A 16,326-nucleotide genomic window follows, 5' to 3' on the forward strand; every position below is an offset into this window, starting at 1 on the left:
GGCTCGCTGGTGACGGTGACGAACGCGCCGACGGTGTCGCCGAGCGCGTCGAGCCGGGCCAGGTGGTGCTCGACGAGGTCGACGCTGGAGCACTCGCCGCGTGCGATCGCGGCACCCTGCTCCAGGGCGGTCAGGTCGTGCAGCTCGGCCACCCCGCCATCCTGCCCGACCCCGACCCGCCCTGCCGCCCGACACAACCGGGCGTGGATCGTGTCCTTATTGCTCTTGGTGCCCAGCTCGCGCCGGGCGCGCTCGAGCAGCTCGTCATCGAGATCGATAACCGCCTTCACCAGCGGGGTGACTCGGTCAGTCCGAATGCAGCGACATGCCGAGGAAGCGCAGGGCGTTGGCGGAGAGCAGCTTGGCGCGCTGCCCGGCGCTGAGGAAGTTGGCCTCGCGGACCACCTGCCCCGCCGGGCGTTCCCCCAGCGGGTACGGGTAGTCGCTGCCGACCAGCACCCGGTCCTCGCCCATCGTGTCGACCAGCAGCCGCAGCGCCGCCGGGGCGAACACCACCGAGTCGACGCAGAACCGGTCGACGTACGCGCTCGGCGGGGCGGCGGACGCGCCCCGAACCAGGTCGCCCCGGCGGTGCCAGGCGTTGTCGGCCCGGCCCAGCCAGAACGGGAAGCTGCCGCCGCCGTGGGCGAAGCAGATCCGCAGCGACTCCGGCACCCGGTCGAAAACCCCGCCAAGGATCATCGCCAGCACGGACAGGTGCGTCTCGGCGGGCATCCCGGTCAGCCAGCGGGCCATCCACCGGTCCAGCCGGGGGCCGTCCGGCATGTCCCACGGGTGCACGAAGACCGGCGCGCCGACGCGCGCGCAGTGCTGGAGGAAGGTGACCACGCCAGCGTCGTCGAGGTCCCGGTCGCCGACGTGGTTGCCGATCTCCACCCCGACGTGCCCGGCGGCGAGGCAGCGGTCCAGCTCCGCGCAGGCCGCGTCCGGGTCCTGCAACGGCACCTGGCAGAACGGCACGAGCCGGCCCCTGCCGCCGGCCGTGACCTCCAGGGTCAGGTCGTTGAAGATCCGGGCCACCCGCGCCGCCTGGCCGGCGGGGCGGTCGTAGCCGAAGAAGACCGGCGTCGGGGACACCACCTGCACGTCGACCCCGTCTGCGGCCATGTCGGCCAGCCGGGTCGGCGCGTCCCAGCACTCCGCGCCGATCGGCCGGAACTCCGTCTCCCCCACCATGATCATGGCGGCCCGCTCGGAGTCGACCCGCAGCCGGGGCCAGCCGGACCCGCCGCACGCCGCGCCGAGGTCCGGCCATCCCTTCGGTACGACGTGCGTGTGCACGTCGACGACGGGTGCCCGCGCGGTGGGCCCGGCCATCAGCCCTTGCCCGGATGCAGCGCGCCGCAGTTGCCGCAGGTGCGGGCGGCCTCGTCGGCGTAGAACGCGCCGAAGACCGGGGGCAGGTCGGCGGCGATGTCGCGGACCTGCAACTGCACCTCGTGCACCTTCTCCCCGCACTGCGGGCAGTACCACTGGAACTTCTCCAGCGTGCCCTCCTCGCGGACCCGCTCGACGACCACGCCGATCGAGCCGGGCTCGGGGCGCTGCGGCGAGTGCGGCGTGTCGCGCGGCAGCATCCACATCTGCCCCTCGCGCACGTGCACGGTGCGCGGCCCCTCGGGCGTCATCAGGTTGATGTGCATGTTGCCCTTGACCTGGTAGAAAAACTCCTCGTACGGGTCGACGTGGAAGTCGGTGCGCTGGTTGGGCCCGCCGACCACCATCACGATGAAGTCGTCGCCGCCGGGGAACATCTCCTTGTTGCCCACCGGGGGCTTCAGCAGGTGCTGGTTCTCCGCGATCCAGCCGGGGAAGCTGAACGGCTCGGCGATCTCACTCACGACTGACCTCCCGACGGAAGAAGCGCCACGGCCTGCATCTCGATCAGCAGGTGCGGGTGCGGTAGTTGGTGCACGGCCACCGTGGTCCCGGGTCGGCCCGGTAACGTCGAAGAACTCCGCCCACACCTCGTTTGTAGCCCCCGAAGTCGTTCATGTTGACCAGGTACGAGGTGACCTGCACCACCGTCGGTCAGGTCCGCGCCGACCGACCGCAGCAGGTCCCGGACGTTGCCGATGACGGCCCGCGTCTGCTCCCGGATGTCGAGGTCGGTGGTGCCGAACTCGTCCACGGCGACGCCGGCGAAGGTGTTGTCGGGCCGCCGCGACGACGTACCGGAGACGAAGACGAAGCCGCCCGCGACCTTGACGTGTGGAAACGCTCCGCGCGGCACAGCCTTGCCGGCCACCGTCCGGGCGGTCACGACGCGGCCCGCAGCGAGGCGACGCCGAGCTTCTCGACCACGGCCCGCACGTGCGCGCCCCGGCGCAGCGGCACGGCGGCGGTGGCGGCCCCGGCGAGGAAGACCCAGCCGGAGCGCAGCCGCACCCCGTACCGACCGGCGAGCCGCAGTCCCTCGTCCAGCGCCCGGCGCGGGTCGCCGAGGATCGCCGCGGTCGAGCCGACCTGCGCGACGCGCCCGTCGACCTCCAGCAGCACGCCGAGGTTGTCCAGCCCGTCCGGCACCGGCGACCAAGGCCCGATCGCGAACGCCCCCGCCGAGGTGTTGTCGGCGATCACGTCCGGCAGGGAGAAGGTGAAGTTCGCGTACCGGGAGTCGATCAGCTCGATCGCCGGGGCCACGGCGCGCACCGCGTCGACGAACGACCCGACGGGCTCGCCCGGCTCGGGCACCCGGTCCAGCAGGAACGCCACCTCCGGCTCGACCCGGGGGTGGATGAAGTCGCCGACGGCGACCGTGCCGCCGTCGGGCAGCCGCATCACGTCGGTGAGCCGGCCCCAGATCACCTCGTCGACGCCGACCTGGGCCATCTTCGCCCGGCTGGTCAGCCCCATCTTCAGCCCGACGAGGCGCTCACCCCGGTCGAGCCGGCGCTGCACGAGGGCGGTCTGCACCGCGTACGCGCCGTCGACGTCCAGGCCGGTCTCGGCGGCGAGCTGGCCGATCGCGGTGGCAGTGTCGGCCGCCTCGCCCAGCTTCGCCGCGATGCCGGCGGTGTCCACCCCGATCATGAGTTCTCCTCGCTGAAGCAGGTCCGCACCGAGCCGAGCCCGGAGATCCGCGCCTCGTACGCCGCGCCGGGCGTCACCGGCACCATCGGCCCGAGCGCGCCGGAGAGCACCACGTCACCGGCACGCAGCGGGTCGCCGGCGCGGACGAGGGTGCCGGCGAGCCAGCCGAGGGCGTGCAGCGGGTTGCCAAGGCAGGCCGCCCCCGCCCCGACCGAGACGGGTTCCCCCGCGTGCTCCAGCACCATCCCGCACAGCCGCAGGTCCACGTCGGCGAGCCGGCGCGGCGCGGTGCCGAGCACGAACAGCGCGCTGGAGGCGTTGTCGGCGACGGTGTCCACTATGGAGATGTCCCAGCCGGCGATCCGCGAGTCGACGATCTCGATGGCCGGCAGCACGTGGTCGACGGCCCGGACCAGGTCGACGGTGGTGGGCCGCCCGGCGGTGAGGTCCGCGCCGAGCACGAACGCGATCTCCGCCTCCACCCGGGGCTGGAGCAGCCGCCCGATCGGCACCTCGTCGCCGTCGGCGACGGCCATCGCGTCGGTCAGCACCCCGAAGTCCGGCTCGTACACGCCGAGGTTCTCCTGTACGGCCCGGGAGGTCAGGCCGATCTTCGCGCCCACCCGGCGCTCGCCCCGGCCGTGCCAGGCCCGCGCCTGTCGCTGCTGCACGAGGTACGCCGAGGCGACGTCCCCCTCCGGCAGCAGCCGGCCGCGCAGCGGCGGGCAGGTCTTGCCGCTCTCCCGGGCCTCGATCAGCTCCCGAACGGCGGCATCGATATCGATCATGAGAGGTCCACGCAGACGTTGGTGAGTTCGGAGTAGAAGTCGAGGGAGTGCACGCCGCCCTCGCGGCCGATTCCGGACGCCTTGACCCCGCCGAACGGGGTACGCAGATCCCGCAGGAACCAGGTGTTGACCCAGACGATGCCGGCGTCGAGCCGGGCCCCGGCCCGGTGCGCCCGGCCCACGTCCCGCGTCCACACGGTCGCGGCGAGGCCGTACTCGGTGCCGTTGGCCAGCGCGTACGCCTCCTCCTCGGTGTCGAACGGGGCGACGTGCACCACCGGGCCGAAGATCTCCTCGCGGTTGGTACGGGCGTCGGGGCGCAGGCCGGTGAGCACGGTCGGCCGCACGTACGCGCCGCCGTCGCGGGCGTCGCCGAAGGTGGGCGTGCCGCCGCCGGCCCGGAACTGCGCGCCCTCGGCGCGGGCCAGGTCGTGATGGCCAAGCACCTTGTCCCGGTGCTGCCGCGAGATCAGCGGCATGTTGAAGGTGGCCTCGTCGGCCGGCCACCCGTACGCGAGCGCGTCGGCCGCCTTCGCCAGCCGCTCGACGAACTCGTCGAACACCGGGCGCTGCACGTAGATCCGCTCAGTGCACAGGCACACCTGGCCGCCGTTGGTGAAGCTGGACCGCACCGACCCGCCGACGGCCGCGTCGAGATCTGCGTCGGCGAAGACCAGGCCGGCGTTCTTGCCGCCCAGCTCGAACGAGACGGCCTTCACCCCGTCGGCGGCGGCCCGCATGATCGCCCCGCCGGTGGCGGACTCGCCGGTGAAGGTGATCGCGTCCACCCCCGGGTGGCGGGTGAGGAACTCCCCGGCCGAGTCGGGGCCGAAGCCGTGCACCAGGTTGAACACCCCGGCGGGCACCCCGGCGGCGGCCATCACCTCGGCCAGCAGGGTCGCCGAGGCGGGGGTCTCCTCGCTGGGCTTGACCACCACAGCGTTGCCGCAGGCCAGGGCCGGGGCGACCTTCCAGGTGAGCAGCAGCAGCGGCAGGTTCCACGGGACGATCACGGCGACGACGCCGACCGGCTTGCGCACGGCGTAGTTCAGCGCCCGCCCGCCGGTCGGGGTGACGGTGGTGAACGACTCGGTCGGCGCGGTCGCCACGATCTCCGCGAACGCCCGGAAGTTCGCCGCGCCCCGGGGGACGTCCAGCGTCCGGGCCTGGCTGATGGACTTGCCGGTGTCGGCGACCTCGGCGGTGACCAGGTCGTCAAAGCGGCGTTCCAGTTCGTCGGCGACCCGGCGCAGCACCTCGGCGCGGTCCCGCTCCCCCATCCGGCCCCACGGCCCGCGCAGCGCCGCCCGGGCGGCGGCCACCGCGTCGTCGACCGTCGACCGGTCGGCCTCGACCACCTCGAAGACCGGCTCCCCGGTCACCGGGCTGCGCTTGGTGAAACGCCGCCCCGCGTCGACGAACTCCCCGCCGACGAAGTGCCGCAGCAGCCCCGGGCCGCCGGCCGCCCGCCCGGCCATGAGGCCCGGGTCCCAGCTCACGCTCATCGCCGCCGCCCCCGGGCCGCCGCGACCGCCCCCGCCAGCAGCACCACCGCACCGGCGGCCACGGCCGCCCCGGCGGCCGCCGCGCCGAGCGCCGCCTGCTGTCGGCGGACCCGCCGGCGCACCTGGGCGTACGGGGTGGTGGAGAAGGAGACCAGCTCGTACTGGGAGACGTACCGGCCGGGCAACGCCCGCTCCAGCGCGTGGTCGAGGCGGCGGCGGGCCTGAAAGACCGGGGAGGCCACCTTGTCGCGCATCTCCACGAAGTTGGCCAGCGCCATCCGGGCGATCGCCTCGGCGTCGTCGCGCCGCCGCGCCTGGAACAGCGGCAGGGCCGCCGCCCAGTCGTCGGCGCACTCGTCGAGGCAGCGGTCCAGCTCCACCACGTCCTCGAACGCGCAGTTCGCGCCCTGGCCGTAGAACGGCACGATGGCGTGCGCGGCGTCGCCGAGCAGCCCGACCCGGCCGTTCGCCTGCCACGGGGCGCAGCGGACGGTGCCGAGCACGCCGACCGGGTTGTGCTGGTAGTCGTCGACCAGGTTCGGTGCCAGCGGCACCAGATCCGGGTAGTGGGTGGCGAAGTGCCGCTCGATCGCCGCCGGGCTGGTCAGCGAGGCGAAGCTCGCCGTGCCGTGGGTGGGCCAGAACAACGTGCAGGTGAAGGAGCGGTCCGGGTTCGGCAGGGCGATCATCATCGACGTGCCACGCGGCCAGATGTGCAGGGCCGCCGGGTCGAGGGCGAACTCCCCGCCGGCCGGCGGGATGGTCAACTCCTTGTAGCCGTAGTCGAGGAAGTCGAGGCTCTCGTCCAGCACCCCGTGCGCGAGCAGTTGCCCGCGCACGGCGGAGCCGGCCCCGTCGGCGCCGAGGACGACCGGCGCGACGGCCGTGGCCTTGCCCTGCGGCGTCTCGAAGGTCAGCTCCCCGGTGGCCGGGTCGAGCCCGACGAGCCGGTGGTCGAACGCGACCCGCACCCCGGGCAGCGCGGTGGCGGCGGTGAGCAGGGCGTTGTTGAGCGCGCCCCGGCTGATCGAGTTGATCGCCCGGTCCCCGGCGGCGCTGTACGACTGGAACCCCGGCTCCCCCATCACCGGGTGGATCATGCGCCCGCGCATCGGCAGCGCGTCGGCCAGCACCTCCTCGGCCAGGCCGATGCGGCGCAGCGCGTCGAGCCCGCGCTCGGACAGCGCCAGGTTGATCGAGCGGCCCCGCTCGACCCGACCGGCGCGCGGGTCGCCCCGCCGCTCGTAGAGCGCCACCCGGTAGCCGCGCCGGGCCAGGAAGCAGGCCAGTAGGCAGCCGGCGAGCCCGGCGCCGACGACGGCGATCTCGTCCTGTTGGGGATTCACCGGGTCACCTCCGCAACCGTCGCGGCCAGCGCGTCGGCGACCCGCCAGCAGTCGTGGTACGTCGAGTACAGCGGCACCGGGGCGAACCGGACGACGTCCGGCTCCCGCGCGTCGGCGATCACCCCGTGCTCGTGCCGCAGCCGCTTGGTCAGCTCGCTGGCGCTGCCCGTCTCGATGCGCACCGAGAGCTGGCAGCCCCGGCGGGCCGGGTCGCGGGGGGTGACCACCCGCAGCGGACGGTCGGTGGTCACCTCGTCGAGCAGCCGCTCGAGGTACCCGGTGAGCCGGACGCTGCGCTCCCGCAGCGCCGGCATCCCAACGGCGTCGAACAGCTCCAGCGACGTGCGCACCGGGCCCATGGCGAGAATCGGCGGGTTGGACACCTGCCACGCCTCCACGGTCGCCGGGAGCCGGGAGGTCGGGGCCATCTCGAACCGGGTGGCCGCCTCGGTGCTCCACCAGCCCTCGAAGCGGGGCAGGTCGGCCCGGCCGAGGTGGCGCTCGTGGACGAAGACGCCGGCCAGCGCGCCCGGCCCCGAGTTCAGGTACTTGTAGGAACACCAGGCAGCGAAGTCGACGCCCCAGTCGTGCAGCGCGAGGGGCACGTTGCCGGCCGCGTGCGCCAGGTCCCAGCCGACGACCGCCCCGGCGGCCCGGCCGGCGGCGGTGATCGCCGGGATGTCCAGCAGCTCGCCGGTGAGGTAGTTCACCCCGCCGAGCAGCACCAACGCGATCGTGTCGCCCTCGGCGGCCAGAAGGTCCACCACGTCGGCGGTGCGCAGGGCGTCCTCGCCGGGGCGCGGGCGCAGCCGGAGCACCGTGGCGTCCGGGTCGAGGCCGTGGAAGCGGGCCTGGCTGCGCACCGCGTAGCTGTCCGAGGGGAAGGCGCTGTCCTCGATGACGATCCGGGTGCGCCGCCCCGCCGGCCGGTAGAAGCTGACCATCAGCAGGTGCAGGTTGACGGTGAGGGAGTTCATCACCACGGCCTCCGTGGGCCGGGCGCCGACCAGTCGCGCGACCGGCCCGGTCAACAACTCGTGGTACGCCAGCCAGGGCCGCTCCGCCTCCAGGTGCCCCTCGACGCCGAGCCGGCCCCACGCGTCCAGGTCGGCCAGCAGCTCGGCGCGGGTGGCCCGGGGTTGCAGGCCGAGCGAGTTGCCGGCCAGGTACGCGGCCTGCGGGTAGCGCCCGCCGTCGGCCGGCGGCACGTGGAACAGGTGCCGGTGCCCGGGGTCGGCCTTGTCGAGCCGGTGCGCCTCGCTCTCCGCGGCGGTCATCGTGCCCTCCCCGCTCACATCGCTGTCCGGGCCGACCACAGCTCCGGGAAGACCACCCGGGACATGCTGCGCTGCAACCAGGCCAGCCCGGCCGAGCCGCCGCTGCCGACCTTCGCGCCCATGGTGCGCTGCACCGCCTTGACGTGGTTCCACCGCCAGTCGCCGAACTGCTCGGCCACCTCGGCCAGCGCCTCGCCGAGCAGCCGTAGCTCGTTGCCCGGGCCCCGTGCGCCGGCCGGCCCGTCGGCGCCCGGCCCCTCGTCGTCGTAGACGGCGACCCAGGCGGCCTCCACGGCCGGGTGCGGCCGGTGCTCCTCGGTGACGTCCCGCCCGAGCACCTCGGCCGGCACCTCGAAGCCGCGTCGGGCCAGCAGGGCGATCACGTCGTCCCACAGGCTCGGGGTGGCGAGCGTGGCGCGCAGGTCGGCGTGCACCTCGGCCTGCCGGCGAAACGGCCGGATCAGGGCCGGGTCGCGCAGGCCGAGGGTGAACTCCAGGTGCCGGTACATCGCCGACTGGAAGCCCGAGCCCTCGCCGAGCAGGTTGCGGAACCGGTTGAAGTCGGCCGGGGTCATCCAGCGCAGCCCCTTCCAGGCCGCGTTGAGCCCCTCCAGGTGCAGGGCCGCGCGGCGCAGCGGGGCCAGGGCGTCCCAGACCCGGTCGGCGCGCAGGCAGCGCTGGGCCTCGCGCAGCTCGTGGCGGGCCAGCCCGAAGTACAGCTCCATGATCTGGCTGACCACCAGGAAGGACATCTCGCCGGGGTCGTCGCTGAGCGGCTGTTGCAGCCGGTGCAGGGTGCTGGCGTGCACGTACGCGTCGTAGGGCACCCGCTCGGCGAAGTCCAGGGTCGGTTCGCCGCCGTTGCGGGCCGCCCGGGCCGCCCGCTGCTGCGGGGTCGCCGGACGGACCGCCGCGGCCAGCGCGGGCGCCCGCAGGTCCGTCTGCTTCACCTGTCGTCTCCTCTACGAGCCGGGTAGCGTCATGGTGCCCCGGTCGAGACGCGAAACGGAATGCCGATTCGACGGCACTGCCGGCCTTCGACCTGCCGAGGCAAAGGCGAACTGCCCTTCGGGGTTTCGGAGAGGAAGGTTGCGCGTGGACGACATGGACTGGGCGCTGCTGCGCGAACTCCAGACCGACGCCCGGCTCTCGTTCAGTGAGCTGTCCCGCCGGGTGCACCTGTCGCCGCCGGCCGTGGCCGAGCGGGTCCGCCGGCTGGAGGAGTCGGGGGTGATCACCGGCTACCACGCCCATGTCGACCTGACCCGGGCCGGCCGCACGGTGGTCGCCCTGATCCGAATGTCCTGTTACGGGGCGCGGTGCATCCTCAACGACCCGGACGTCGCGGGCTGGCCGGAGATCATGGAGATCCACCGGATCACCGGGGACGCGTGCAGCATGCTCCGGGTGGCGGCCGGCTCGATCGGGGACTTCGAGCGGGTGATCGACCGGCTCGCCCCGTACGGCCAGCCGTCGAGCACCATGGTCCTCTCCACCCCCCTCGCCTGGCACCCGATCGCCCGCCTGTAAGGAAGGGCACCTTGTTAACGCTTTCTGTATAGGAAGGGCCCCTTACTGACGCCTCACCACCCGCCGCGCCCCCACGCGGCGGGTTTGCCGCGCCGGCAGGGGGAATGCAGGGCGGACTTGTCCCGGGGAGGATTCCGGTGCCCAGCACCGGGAGGGGGGAACAATGCGGGGGCTCAGCGCGTCACACCGCGTCGTTTCGGCCACGCACGCCGTGCGGGCCATGCTGACCGTACAGGCCGTGCTGACCGTGCTCGGCGTGATCGGGGCGTTCGTCCTGGCCGCTGGCGCGCCGGCCCGGGCCGGGGAGAACACCTTCATCGAGGTCACCCCGAACAGCGCGCAGGCCGGCACCCGGGTCGACATCCGGGCGAGCTGCGACAACGACAACAACCGCCAGGCCGACGTGCAGTCCGACGCGTTCGGGCGGGTGATGCTCCGGCCGAACAACGGCTTCCTGACCGGGGCGGTCACCATCCCCGGCAACAAGCAGCCCGGCGACTACTCCGTCGAGCTGCGCTGCCCCAACGGCGGCACCGCGACCACCACGCTCACCGTGCTGAACATGGCGCAGCCAAGCAAGGGCCCGAACACGGGTGCCGGCGGCACGGCAAGCGAGGGCCGGGACACCGGCACGCTGCTTCTGGTGGGCGGCCTGGTGGCGGCGGCCGTGGCGGCCGGTTTCGGCGCGTTCGGCTCCCGCCGGCGGACCGGGACGCGTTCCTGACGGGAGCCGTCATGCCCCGACGCACGCCCGACCGGCGGGACCCTGCCCGGACGGCGGACCACGCCCAGCAGCCGGACCATGCCCAGACGGCGGACGGCGCCCGGATGCCGGGGCCGAGCCGGACGACGCGACAAAAGCGGGTCCGGGCGGCCCTGCTCGCGGCCCGGGGCTGCCGCCGGTTCGCGCGGGTGGCCCGGCAGGCGTTCTCGGCCAGCGTCTCCACCGTGGAGCCATCCGGCCGCCCCGGGCCCGCCGGTGTGGCGGGCCGGTACGGTACGGCCGCCGGACGGTGGCGGTCGGCGGCCCGCCGGGGCCCGGGCTTCCCGGTGCTGTTCGTCGCCACCCTGATGGTGCTGATCGTGGCGATGCTCGGCGTCGAACGGGTGACGGGGTACAGCCTGCTGCCGGACCGGTTCGTCGCCGGGCTGCGGCCCCCGCCGAAGAAGTTTCCGGTGCTGCCGGCCAGCCGGCCGGTCGGCATCGCGAGCGAACCGATCGGCCTCGACGCCCCGGTGCACGACGTGGGCATCGCCGCGGACGGCAGCATCGGGGCACCCGACGCCGACCGCGCCCAGGAGGCCGGCTGGTACGACCAGGGCCCGACCCCCGGCCAGTACGGCCCGGCCGTGATCGTCGGCCACGTCGACACCCGCACCGGGCCGGCGGTCTTCCACGAGCTGCGGGAGCTGCGCTCCGGCGACCGGGTCGAGGTGCGCCGGGCCGACCGCTCCGTGGCGATCTTCGAGGTCGACGAGGTACGGCGCTACGACAAGGCCCGGCTGCCGGTAGACGAGGTCTACGGCGACTTCAGCCGGCCGGGGCTGCGCCTGATCACGTGCGGCGGCGCGTGGGTCGGTGGCGAGACGGGGTACGCCGACAACGTGGTCGTGTACGCGTCGCTGGTGCAGGCCCGCACCGGCTGACAGGGCCGCGAAAGGGGTATCCGGTGCGCGACGAGGACGCCGCGGCGAGGGGCGAGGCGTGGGGACGCGGGCGCAAGTACGACGACGCGGGCGAGCGGCTCAGGCCGCGGCCTCGGCCTCGGCCTCGCGCAGGTCGAGCCAGTCCGCCCAGCGCGGGTCCGGGATCCGGTGCCCGAGCACCCGCCAGGCCGTCCCCTTCGGCACGGCGGGCGGCGCGTGCAGCCGCCAGCCCAGCTCGGCCGGGGTCTTGTCGCCCTTCGTGTGGTTGCACCGGGCGCAGGCGGCCACCACGTTCTCCCAGGCGTGCCGGCCGCCCCGGCTGCGCGGGAAGACGTGGTCGATGGTCTCGGCGGGCCCCCGGCAGTACGCGCACCGCCAGCCGTCCCGGGCGAAGATCGCCCGCCGGGAGAGCCCGACGTGGGCGCGGTAGGGCACCCGGACGAAGCGGGTCAGCCGGACCACCGAGGGCACCGGGAGCGCGTCGCGGGCGCTGTGCAGGATGCCCTCGCCGTCGGCAACGCAGACGGCCTTGGCGGAGAGTACGAGGATGGCGGCGCGACGCACCGACACGACACACAGCGGCTCGTAGGTGGCGTTGAGAACCAACGCGCCGGAGCCCACCGTGGGTCGTATGTCAGGCATCGAGCTCACCCTCCCGGTCCAGCCGCTCCCACCGCTGGCCACGCCGGGCGTGCCCGCACACGGCGGAACGACGCCGGCGTCGGCGGGATCACCGACGTCCGTTGCGCCAATCGTCCCTGATAAGGGCACGGATTGCACGTACTAATCCGGGGCACCTCGTGAGACGCTTCCCGGCCGTGGCAGGATGACCGGTTCCATCCGCCCTGGGCGCGCACCCGCCGACGGGCGGTCGCGGACGGTGGGGTACGAAAGCAGGGTGAGCGCCGCCAGCCTGATCCTCGCCACGCTGTCCTTCGCCGTGGCCCCGGACGCGTCCCCGAGCCCGTCCCCGAGCGCGGACTGCCAGGGCAGCACCTCCTGCGAATGGGTGTACGAGACGACCGGCTCGTCCTGGTTCGCGGAGGGCAGCTACTGGATCCTGCTCAAGCCGCTGCGGGTGCTGCTGATCGTGGCCCTCGCGTTCCTCGCCCGGTGGGCGCTGCACCGGATGATCAAGCGGCTGGTCCGAACCACCGCCGACGGGGTGCCCACACTGCTGCGCCCGCTGCGCGAGCGGGTGCCGACCGCCACACACGAGCCCGGGGAGTTCGTCCCCGAGCGGCGCCGGCAGCGGGCCGAGGCCATCGGTTCGGTGCTGCGCAGCATGGTCACCGCGTTCGTCTTCGGCATCGCGCTGCTGATGATCCTGCGGGAGTTCAGCTTCGACCTGGCGCCGCTGCTGGCCAGCGCGGGCATCGCCGGCGTGGCGCTCGGCTTCGGCGCGCAGAGCCTGGTCAAGGATTTGATCGCCGGGCTGTTCATGCTGGTCGAGGACCAGTACGGCGTCGGCGACACGGTGGACCTGGGCGAGGCGACGGGCGTGGTGGAGTCGGTCGGCCTGCGGGTCACCACCGTCCGCGACGGCCGGGGTGTGCTCTGGTACATCCGCAACGGCGAGATCGTCCGGGTGGGCAACAAGAGCCAGGGGTGGGCGCTGGTCGTGGTCGACCTGCCGATCGGGTTCGCCGGCACCGAGGAGGCGACGGCGGTGCTGCGCACGGCCGCCGCGTCGGTGGCGCTGGACCCGGAGCTGGCCCCGGAGATCGTGGAGCAGCCCGACGTGCTGGGCGTCGAGCAGATGACCGTGGACGGCGCGGTGATCCGTACGGTGGTGAAGACCACTGCGGACGGGCAGTTCGCGGTGGGCCGGGAACTGCGCCGGCGGCTCGCCGAGGCACTGGAGAACTCGGGCATCACCGCGAAGATCGCCGCCGCCCGCCTCTACCCGGGTGTCCCGCTGCGGGCCCCGAACGACACGCCGACGGGCCAGGGCGGGGCCACCTGAGCCACCGGGAGCATCGATGACCTGCGGTTTCCCTGACCGACAATCCAGGGGTCGCGGACCGCGTAGCCCCTCGGGTATCGTCCGTTCGTTCAGTCGGAGATGCGACGATCAATCCGTTCGCCCTAGCTAGTTGTCAGACGATCGGGCAGAATCCGGTACACGCGCCACCTGCCGGAGCGTGATCACGTCTCGCTGATCCGTAGATCTGACGACGGTTCCCGGTCAGGCCATCACGAGTGGCCCACCGTGGGAACGATGGAGGCCACGGTGTCCGACGAGCGACCCTCCCAGGAAGGGCCGGCCACCTTCCGCGAGGTGTTCGCCCAGCGGGAGTACGGGGCGGTGTTCACCGCCAGCGCCCTCTCCTGGATCGGCGACTTCATCGCCAAGGCCGCCGTCACGGTGCTGGTCTACCGCGAGACGCATTCCGTGGCCTACTCGGCCGCCGCGTTCGCGGTCAGCTTCCTGCCCTGGTTGATCGGCGGCCCGCTGCTGGCCACGCTGGCCGAGCGGTACCGCTACCGCTCGGTGATGGTGGCCTGCGACCTGATCCGGATGGTCCTGATGGCGCTCGTCGCCATCCCGGGCAACGAGCCGTGGCTGATCCTCTGCCTGCTCTTCGCGACCACCCTGGCCAACCCGCCCAGCCAGGCCGCCCGGTCCGCGCTGATGCCGCTCATCCTGACCGGCGACCGGCTGGTGGTCGGGCTCTCGCTGAACAGCAGCACCGCCCAGGCCGCCCAGGTGCTCGGCTACCTCATCGGCGCGGCCCTGGCCACGTTCGACCCGACCCTCGCCCTGCTGGTCAACGCGGCCACGTTCGCCCTCTCGGCGGTCCTGGTCCGTCTCGGCGTCCGGGACCGGCCACCGGCGATGACCAGCGCCCACCGCAGCCACCTGCTGCGGGAGACCGGCGACGGCTTCCGGATCGTCTTCGGCACCCCGGTGCTGCGGGCGATCGCCCTGCTGGTCTTCAGCGCCATGCTCTTCTCGATCGTGCCGGAGGGGCTGGCCGCCGCCTGGGCCCGCGAGGGCGTCAACGACGGCGTGGACAGCGGGGCCGCCCAGGCTGTGATCATGGCCGCCAATCCGGTCGGCTTCATCGTGGGCGGACTGCTGGTCGGCCGGGCGGTCGCCCCGGCCCGCCGGCTCGCGCTGATCCGGCCGCTGGCGGTGCTCGCCCCGCTCGTCCTGGTGCCGTCGCTGCTCGACCCGCCGCCACTGGTGGTGGCCCTGCTCGCCGGCCTCTGCGGTTTCGCGGTCGCCGGGCTGCTCCCGGTCGCCAACGGGCTCTTCGTCCGGGCGCTGCCGAACGGGTACCGGGCCCGGGCGTTCGGGGTGATGGCCACGGGGGTCCAGGTGATCCAGGGCTTCGCGGTGCTGGCGACGGGGCTGCTCGCCGAGCACTTCCCGATCCCGGTGGTGGTCGGGGGGTGGAGCGCGGCAGGCGTACTGCTGATGCTGCTCACCGCCGCGCGCTGGCCGAAACGGGCGGCGATCGACGCGGCGGTCGAGTCCGCCGGCAACGCCGACCCGGCGGCCCGGCCCGCCGAGCCCCGTCCACGGCCCGCCACCCCGGGCGACGGGCACGCGGGTGGCCAGCCGGGCGAGCGCGGTCGGGCCAGCCAGGCGGTGAGCTGACCCACCCCCCGACGTCGCCGCGACCCACGCGGCGACGAGGACGGCAGCGCCCCGGCCGGTACGCCTCCGCCGGTTCCGGCCGCACCTGGCAGGATGGAACGGTGAATCCCACCGGTGAGTCCGAGCGTGCCGTGACCCTCTTCGAGGCGGTCGGCGGCGAACCCACCTTCCGCAAGCTGGTGGACGAGTTCTACGTCGGCGTCGCCACCGATCCGCTGCTGCGGCCGATGTACCCGGAGGAGGACCTGGGCCCCGCCGCGGACCGGCTGACGCTGTTCCTCATGCAGTACTGGGGCGGCCCCAACACCTACTCCGCCCAGCGGGGGCATCCCCGGCTGCGGATGCGGCACGCCCCGTTCCGGATCGGTGCCGCCGAGCGCGACGCCTGGCTACGCCATATGCGGCGGGCCGTGGACCGGTTGGACCTGCCGCCGGAGATCGCCACCGCGCTCTGGGACTACCTGGAGCGGGCCGCGTACTTCATGGTGAACGTCATGGAAGATCCGGCCAGGCCGGCCTGACGCGCGCCCGCCCGGGTCGCCGTCGGCGGCCCGGGCGGAACGGCACGGATCAGAGAAGGGCACCCTCGTCGTGCAGCCAGTCCACGAAGGTGGTGGCCACCGCGGCACCGCAGTCGAGCAACTCCACCAGGAGCGCGTCGTGCGTCCCCGCGCCGAGCGGCACCTGCAACTCCGCGTAGATCGGCAACTGCCCCCGCTCGGTGGGGTCTCCGATGTAGGCCTTGCAGAACCGGCGGGTGTGGTTCCACTCGTTGACCACCCGGTACGCCCGGTCGGCCCAGTCCGGCGGGACCGTCGCGTGCGGACGGGCCCGCATCACCAGGATCTCGTCCTCGGGACCTTCCAGTGTGACCAGCACCGCGTGCCGCTCCCACATGGCCAGCAGGTTGCCGTCACCGTCTGCCAGGTAGCGCACATCCAGCAGGTCGAGCGCGTCGCAGACCCGGCGTAGGGTGACCGGCACGACGGTGGCCGACATGTCGGCGATCATCGGCCGGTCGACGGGCGGGCAGTCGTCGCCCGGTTGACGTGGGGCCGGTGGTCCGACCCAGACGGTGCTGTCCACTGTGATCCCGCTTCGAGTTTCCGGTTCGCCGCCAACGGCGGGACCGGGGCGCCATGACCACCACGGCATCGCTCGCGCACCTCACTCCCCAGCGGATCCAGCCGCCTACGGTGCGTTGGATCCGAGGATGGACGGTACCCGGACAGCCGGGTTGTAGCATCCCCCCAACGACAGCCCCAGGCCAGAAGAATGACCACGGGTCATACTTTCGGCCGAGTCCCAAGTGGCGTAACGGCAAGATCCACAACCTTTTGCGACCACACAGTTCCGTATGGTCCCACCAGGCCGACCCATCGGCCGGCCATCCTCACCTGAACATCGCCGCTCCCGACCCCCGCACCGGGGCTCGCGGCGGCCCCGGCGGCACTGCCGGGGCGGCCCAGGAAGCCCATGCGGATTAGCCCCTGGACCAGTCGCTGGGCGATCTCGACCGGCGGGCCGGACGGGTCGTCCGGGGTGACCACCACCGCGACGTGGTCGAGCAGC

16 protein-coding genes and 3 pseudogenes are annotated in these 16,326 nt (G+C 73.5%); 6 read left to right on the forward strand and 13 right to left on the reverse strand.

The annotated features are described in order from the left end of the window. The 10 genes and pseudogenes from MCAG_RS32345 to MCAG_RS08550 all read right to left on the reverse strand — a co-directional run. Positions 1–197 (reverse strand): annotated as a pseudogene (locus MCAG_RS32345) (hypothetical protein); the annotation flags it as partial. Positions 198–306: 109 nt separating this feature from the next. Then, the gene (locus tag MCAG_RS08510) at positions 307–1,338 is read right to left on the reverse strand and encodes an amidohydrolase family protein (protein WP_007072553.1); all 1,032 of its coding nucleotides are present in this window, start codon (positions 1,336–1,338) and stop codon (positions 307–309) included. Next, positions 1,338–1,862 (reverse strand): 3-hydroxyanthranilate 3,4-dioxygenase, encoded by a 525-nt coding sequence (locus MCAG_RS08515; protein WP_007072554.1) that lies wholly within the window; start codon positions 1,860–1,862, stop codon positions 1,338–1,340. The genes MCAG_RS08510 and MCAG_RS08515 overlap by 1 nt, the downstream gene beginning before the upstream one ends. Next, a pseudogene (locus MCAG_RS08520) lies at positions 1,859–2,284 on the reverse strand (RidA family protein). The gene MCAG_RS08515 and the pseudogene MCAG_RS08520 overlap by 4 nt, the downstream one beginning before the upstream one ends. Further along, positions 2,281–3,054: a 2-keto-4-pentenoate hydratase gene (locus MCAG_RS08525; RefSeq protein ID WP_007072556.1), complete on the reverse strand. Its 774-nt coding sequence runs from the start codon at positions 3,052–3,054 to the stop codon at positions 2,281–2,283. Before MCAG_RS08525 ends, MCAG_RS08520 begins: the two are co-directional and overlap by 4 nt. Beyond that, a complete protein-coding gene (locus MCAG_RS08530; protein WP_007072557.1) occupies positions 3,051–3,842 on the reverse strand; it encodes a 2-keto-4-pentenoate hydratase in 792 nt (263 codons plus the stop codon). The genes MCAG_RS08525 and MCAG_RS08530 overlap by 4 nt, the downstream gene beginning before the upstream one ends. Further along, complete coding sequence (locus MCAG_RS08535; RefSeq protein ID WP_007072558.1) at positions 3,839–5,320, reverse strand: 2-hydroxymuconic semialdehyde dehydrogenase; 1,482 nt, start codon at positions 5,318–5,320, stop codon at positions 3,839–3,841. The genes MCAG_RS08530 and MCAG_RS08535 overlap by 4 nt, the downstream gene beginning before the upstream one ends. A 23-nt stretch (positions 5,321–5,343) precedes the next feature. Further along, on the reverse strand, positions 5,344–6,693 hold the full coding sequence (locus tag MCAG_RS08540) for an NAD(P)/FAD-dependent oxidoreductase (protein ID WP_007072559.1): 1,350 nt from the start codon (positions 6,691–6,693) through the stop codon (positions 5,344–5,346). Then, positions 6,690–7,970 (reverse strand): kynureninase, encoded by a 1,281-nt coding sequence (kynU, locus tag MCAG_RS08545; protein ID WP_007072560.1) that lies wholly within the window; start codon positions 7,968–7,970, stop codon positions 6,690–6,692. Before kynU ends, MCAG_RS08540 begins: the two co-directional genes overlap by 4 nt. 14 nt (positions 7,971–7,984) lie before the next feature. After that, a complete protein-coding gene (locus MCAG_RS08550) occupies positions 7,985–8,920 on the reverse strand; it encodes a tryptophan 2,3-dioxygenase (protein ID WP_036372872.1) in 936 nt (311 codons plus the stop codon). 145 nt (positions 8,921–9,065) lie between these two features. Here MCAG_RS08550 and MCAG_RS08555 point away from each other — a divergent pair, with 145 nt between their 5' ends. The 3 genes from MCAG_RS08555 to MCAG_RS08565 all read left to right on the forward strand — a co-directional run bounded on the left by MCAG_RS08555 (position 9,066) and on the right by MCAG_RS08565 (position 11,147). Then, positions 9,066–9,500 carry an Lrp/AsnC family transcriptional regulator gene (locus MCAG_RS08555; protein WP_036372874.1) on the forward strand — a complete coding sequence of 145 codons (435 nt, stop codon included), beginning with the start codon at positions 9,066–9,068 and terminating at the stop codon, positions 9,498–9,500. Between the two features lie 220 nt (positions 9,501–9,720). Then, complete coding sequence (locus MCAG_RS08560) at positions 9,721–10,224, forward strand: hypothetical protein (protein ID WP_036376691.1); 504 nt, start codon at positions 9,721–9,723, stop codon at positions 10,222–10,224. Positions 10,225–10,328: 104 nt separating this feature from the next. Continuing rightward, entirely contained in the window at positions 10,329–11,147 is an 819-nt protein-coding gene (locus MCAG_RS08565; protein ID WP_007072564.1) for a class F sortase, read from the forward strand. Positions 11,148–11,246: 99 nt separating this feature from the next. Here MCAG_RS08565 and MCAG_RS08570 read toward each other — a convergent pair whose 3' ends face one another. Beyond that, a complete protein-coding gene (locus MCAG_RS08570; protein ID WP_007072565.1) occupies positions 11,247–11,789 on the reverse strand; it encodes an HNH endonuclease in 543 nt (180 codons plus the stop codon). A 256-nt stretch (positions 11,790–12,045) separates the two neighbouring features. On the opposite strand from MCAG_RS08570, the gene MCAG_RS08575 reads away from it, so the two are divergent. The 3 genes from MCAG_RS08575 to MCAG_RS08585 all read left to right on the forward strand — a co-directional run bounded on the left by MCAG_RS08575 (position 12,046) and on the right by MCAG_RS08585 (position 15,275). After that, positions 12,046–13,113, forward strand: a complete 1,068-nt coding sequence (locus MCAG_RS08575; protein ID WP_007072566.1) for a mechanosensitive ion channel family protein — start codon at positions 12,046–12,048, stop codon at positions 13,111–13,113. A gap of 255 nt (positions 13,114–13,368) precedes the next feature. Beyond that, a complete protein-coding gene (locus MCAG_RS08580; RefSeq protein WP_036372876.1) occupies positions 13,369–14,754 on the forward strand; it encodes an MFS transporter in 1,386 nt (461 codons plus the stop codon). A 101-nt stretch (positions 14,755–14,855) separates the two neighbouring features. Then, positions 14,856–15,275, forward strand: a complete 420-nt coding sequence (locus MCAG_RS08585; RefSeq protein WP_036372878.1) for a globin — start codon at positions 14,856–14,858, stop codon at positions 15,273–15,275. A gap of 49 nt (positions 15,276–15,324) precedes the next feature. Here MCAG_RS08585 and MCAG_RS08590 read toward each other — a convergent pair whose 3' ends face one another. Then, entirely contained in the window at positions 15,325–15,909 is a 585-nt protein-coding gene (locus tag MCAG_RS08590) for a YbjN domain-containing protein (protein WP_007072569.1), read from the reverse strand. 131 nt (positions 15,910–16,040) lie between these two features. After that, positions 16,041–16,326 (reverse strand): annotated as a pseudogene (locus MCAG_RS30570) (hypothetical protein); the annotation flags it as partial.

Origin of the sequence: Micromonospora sp. ATCC 39149 (genome assembly GCF_000158815.1) — a bacterium.
In the GTDB taxonomy this organism is placed as follows: Bacteria; Actinomycetota; Actinomycetes; order Mycobacteriales; family Micromonosporaceae; genus Micromonospora.

What these genes read in the sequence shown, in the direction of transcription:
- MCAG_RS08510 (WP_007072553.1), bottom strand. Translation starts at nt 1,338, where the DNA reads ATGGCCGGGCCCACCGCGCGGGCACCCGTCGTCGACGTGCACACGCAC.
- MCAG_RS08570 (WP_007072565.1), bottom strand. Translation starts at nt 11,789, where the DNA reads ATGCCTGACATACGACCCACGGTGGGCTCCGGCGCGTTGGTTCTCAAC.
- MCAG_RS08535 (WP_007072558.1), bottom strand. Translation starts at nt 5,320, where the DNA reads ATGGCCGGGCGGGCGGCCGGCGGCCCGGGGCTGCTGCGGCACTTCGTC.
- MCAG_RS08565 (WP_007072564.1), top strand. Translation starts at nt 10,329, where the DNA reads ATGCCGGGGCCGAGCCGGACGACGCGACAAAAGCGGGTCCGGGCGGCC.
- MCAG_RS08525 (WP_007072556.1), bottom strand. Translation starts at nt 3,054, where the DNA reads ATGATCGGGGTGGACACCGCCGGCATCGCGGCGAAGCTGGGCGAGGCG.
- MCAG_RS08560 (WP_036376691.1), top strand. Translation starts at nt 9,721, where the DNA reads ATGCTGACCGTACAGGCCGTGCTGACCGTGCTCGGCGTGATCGGGGCG.
- kynU (WP_007072560.1), bottom strand. Translation starts at nt 7,970, where the DNA reads ATGACCGCCGCGGAGAGCGAGGCGCACCGGCTCGACAAGGCCGACCCC.
- MCAG_RS08590 (WP_007072569.1), bottom strand. Translation starts at nt 15,909, where the DNA reads ATGCCGTGGTGGTCATGGCGCCCCGGTCCCGCCGTTGGCGGCGAACCG.
- MCAG_RS08580 (WP_036372876.1), top strand. Translation starts at nt 13,369, where the DNA reads ATGGAGGCCACGGTGTCCGACGAGCGACCCTCCCAGGAAGGGCCGGCC.
- MCAG_RS08530 (WP_007072557.1), bottom strand. Translation starts at nt 3,842, where the DNA reads ATGATCGATATCGATGCCGCCGTTCGGGAGCTGATCGAGGCCCGGGAG.